We start from the raw sequence: 2963 nt of genomic DNA, 5'->3' as shown, positions 1-2963 counted from the left end.
ACGCTTCGCTGCCGCTTCTTCCTCGGCACGACGGCGCTCGGCTTCAGCCGCTTCCTCGCGGGCGCGGCGATCTGCTTCCTCGCGCTCGAGGCGTTCCTGACGCTCGCGCAGTTCCTGCGCCTGCTTCTCGAGCAGCTCGGCCTCGCGGCGCGCTTCTTCTTCGCGACGCTTCAGTTCTGCATCGTCGTCCGCTTCGGCGACCTGCGCCTGACCCTGTTCCGCACCCTCGCTCGCGTCGTCGCGCTTGACGAACGTACGCTTCTTGCGGACCTCGACCTGAATGGTGCGAGCCTTGCCCGTCGCGTCAGATTGCTTGATCTCCGACGTATGCTTGCGGGTCAGCGTGATCTTGCGCTTGTCGCCGTCGGTTGCGCCGTGCGACTTGCGCAAATGATCGAGCAGACGCGCCTTGTCCGTTTCGGACAGCGCATCGTCTTCACTCGCTTTCTGGACGCCCGCTGCCTGCAGCTGTTCGAGCAGCACACCAGCAGGCATTTTCAGTTCCGCGGCAAATTGGGCTACGTTGTTACTCGCCATTCATTCCTCTTAGTGCAAGGACCGATTCCTTGCGGTTAGCATCGGGTCAGGCCATACGGCCGCCATCAAATCAGTGCGCCATGGTCATTTCTCACTGGAACCAGTGTTCACGTGCTTTCATGATCAACGCCTTAGCGGCATCCTCTTCCATCCCGGTCATGTCGACCAGTTCATCCACAGCCAGCTCGGCGAGATCGTCCCGCGTCTGCATGCCGTGTTCGGCCAGCTTCGCGAGCAACTCCGGCGTGATGCCGTCGAGGCTCTTGAGATCCAGCGCTGCGTTCTCGACCTTTTCTTCGTTCGCGATGGCCATCGTCAACAGCGCGTCGCGTGCGCGATTGCGCAGTTCGTGCACGGTGTCCTCGTCGAACGCCTCGATTTCGAGCATTTCGTTGAGCGGCACGTACGCAATCTCTTCCAGGCTCGTGAAGCCTTCGTCGATCAGGATGTCGGCAACTTCTTCGTCGACGTCGAGACGCGCCATGAACAGCGCACGCAGCCGGTCGCGTTCTTCACCCTGCTTCAGGGCGGATTCGTCCGGCGTCATGATGTTGATCTGCCAGCCGGTCAGCTCGCCTGCAAGGCGAACGTTCTGACCGCTGCGGCCAATCGCGACAGCCAGCTCGTTCTCGTCGACGACGACGTCCATCGAGTGCTTTTCTTCATCGACGACAATCGACTGAACAGCTGCCGGCGCGAGCGCGCCGATCACGAACTGGGCGGGATCCTCCGACCATAGCACGATGTCGATGTTTTCGCCACCGAGCTCGTTGCGCACGGCCTGCACGCGGGAACCGCGGATGCCGACGCAGGTGCCGATCGGATCGATCCGCTTGTCGTACGCGATGACGCCGATCTTCGCGCGCACGCCCGGGTCACGGGCAGCCGCCTTGATCTCGAGCAGGCCCTGCTCGATTTCCGGCACTTCCATCTCGAACAGCTTCATCAGGAATTCGGGCGCCGTACGCGACAGCTCGATCTGCGGGCCGCGCGCGGTGCGGTCGACCTTCGCGATGTACGCGCGCACGCGGTCACCCACGCGCAGGTTTTCCTTCGGGATCAGCTGATCGCGGCGCAGCAGCGCCTCGACACGGCCCGATTCGACGATGAAGTTGCCCTTGTCGAGGCGCTTCACCGTACCCGTCATGATCTTTTCACCACGCTCGAGGTAGTCGTTCAGGATCTGCTCGCGCTCGGCGTCGCGCACCTTCTGCAGGATCACCTGCTTCGCGGCCTGCGCGCCGATGCGACCGAACTCGATCGACGGAACGGGTTCCTCGAGATACTCGCCGACTTCGACGTCGGCATTCTGTTCACGTGCCTCGAACAGCAGGATCTCGCGATCCGGCTCCTGCAAGCCTGCCTCGTCGGGCACGACGAGCCAGCGACGGAAGGTTTCGTGCTCGCCGCTTTCGCGATCGATATGGACGCGGATTTCGGCGCCTTCGTCGAACAGCTTCTTGGAAGCGGACGCGAGCGCAGCCTCGAGGGCGCCCAGCACCACATCCTTGTCGACGTTTTTCTCGCGCGCCAGCGCATCCACCAGCATCAACACTTCGCGACTCATTATTTGCGGCTCCTAAAGTCAACTTGCGGAATCAGGCGGGCTTTGTCGATATCGGCCAGCGTGAAATCCAGCATGGCCGCCTCGCCCTTCTTCCTCTCAAATTCCAAACCGATCGTTTCGCCATTCGGCGCGTGCAGAATGCCCCGGTACGTCTTGCGCCCGTCCAGCGGCTTTTTCAAGGTCACGGAAACTTCGCTGCCGGCGAAGCGCTCGAAGTCGGCCAGCTTCTTCAACGGGCGGTCGAGCCCCGGGGACGAGACTTCGAGCCGTTCGTAATCGATGTTTTCGACCGTCAAGACGTGCTGGAGCTGACGCGTGACCTTTTCGCAATCTTCGAGCGAGATGCCGGCAGGCTGATCGATATAGATGCAAAGCATGCCGCGCCCGGTGCGCTCGAGATCCACCAGCTCGTAGCCGAGCCCGGTGACCGTGGTTTCTATCAGTTCCGTCAGTTGCACAGTGTCCTCTCAGGTGTTCGCGCCCGCCGCTCGCGATTCACCCGCGGGCGCGCGCCTTAGCCGGCGCAGGAAGCGCTACCCGAGATGCCTAACCGTTTCAGCAAAAAAAAATGGGCGGAACGCCCATCTTCTTACTGGTGGTCGCACCTGAGCCGCACATTGAATCCGTACGCCCAGCGACTCCGCGATTATAGCGATTTTTGGCGCAAACGCCAAGCCAGCCCGTAAAAGCAGCGTGTTGCCTGCCTTTACCGGCCCAAAAATGCGAAATCGGGCTACTCGATCGACCGGCGCCATCGTGGCACGCCGGTGATCGGTTATGCCGACGGCCATGCAGCGCCACGCGACATATATATAGCCGAAAGCAATAAACGCAACGCGCCGCACCGACAAAACCGGAC

The 2963-nt window shown here is 61.7% G+C and carries 4 protein-coding genes; all 4 read right to left on the bottom strand.

The window, feature by feature from the left end:
* Positions 1-537 (bottom strand): translation initiation factor IF-2 associated domain-containing protein (locus JYJ84_RS32865; protein WP_205190000.1); only part of this gene is annotated, 537 nt, incomplete at its 3' end.
* A 91-nt stretch (positions 538-628) separates the two neighbouring features.
* Entirely contained in the window at positions 629-2104 is a 1476-nt protein-coding gene (nusA, locus tag JYJ84_RS32860) for a transcription termination factor NusA (RefSeq protein WP_122945163.1), read from the bottom strand.
* A complete protein-coding gene (gene rimP / locus JYJ84_RS32855; protein ID WP_014897219.1) occupies positions 2104-2562 on the bottom strand; it encodes a ribosome maturation factor RimP in 459 nt (152 codons plus the stop codon). Before rimP ends, nusA begins: the two co-directional genes overlap by 1 nt.
* 75 nt (positions 2563-2637) lie before the next feature.
* The coding region (locus JYJ84_RS32850) for a hypothetical protein (RefSeq protein ID WP_205189999.1) at positions 2638-2963 on the bottom strand (326 nt) is incomplete at its 5' end.

It is taken from the genome of Burkholderia sp. LMG 13014 (assembly GCF_905232215.1).
Taxonomy (GTDB): domain Bacteria; phylum Pseudomonadota; class Gammaproteobacteria; order Burkholderiales; family Burkholderiaceae; genus Burkholderia.
Note: the sequence above shows the minus strand (reverse complement) of the source record. Positions and strands in the feature narration are given on the sequence as shown.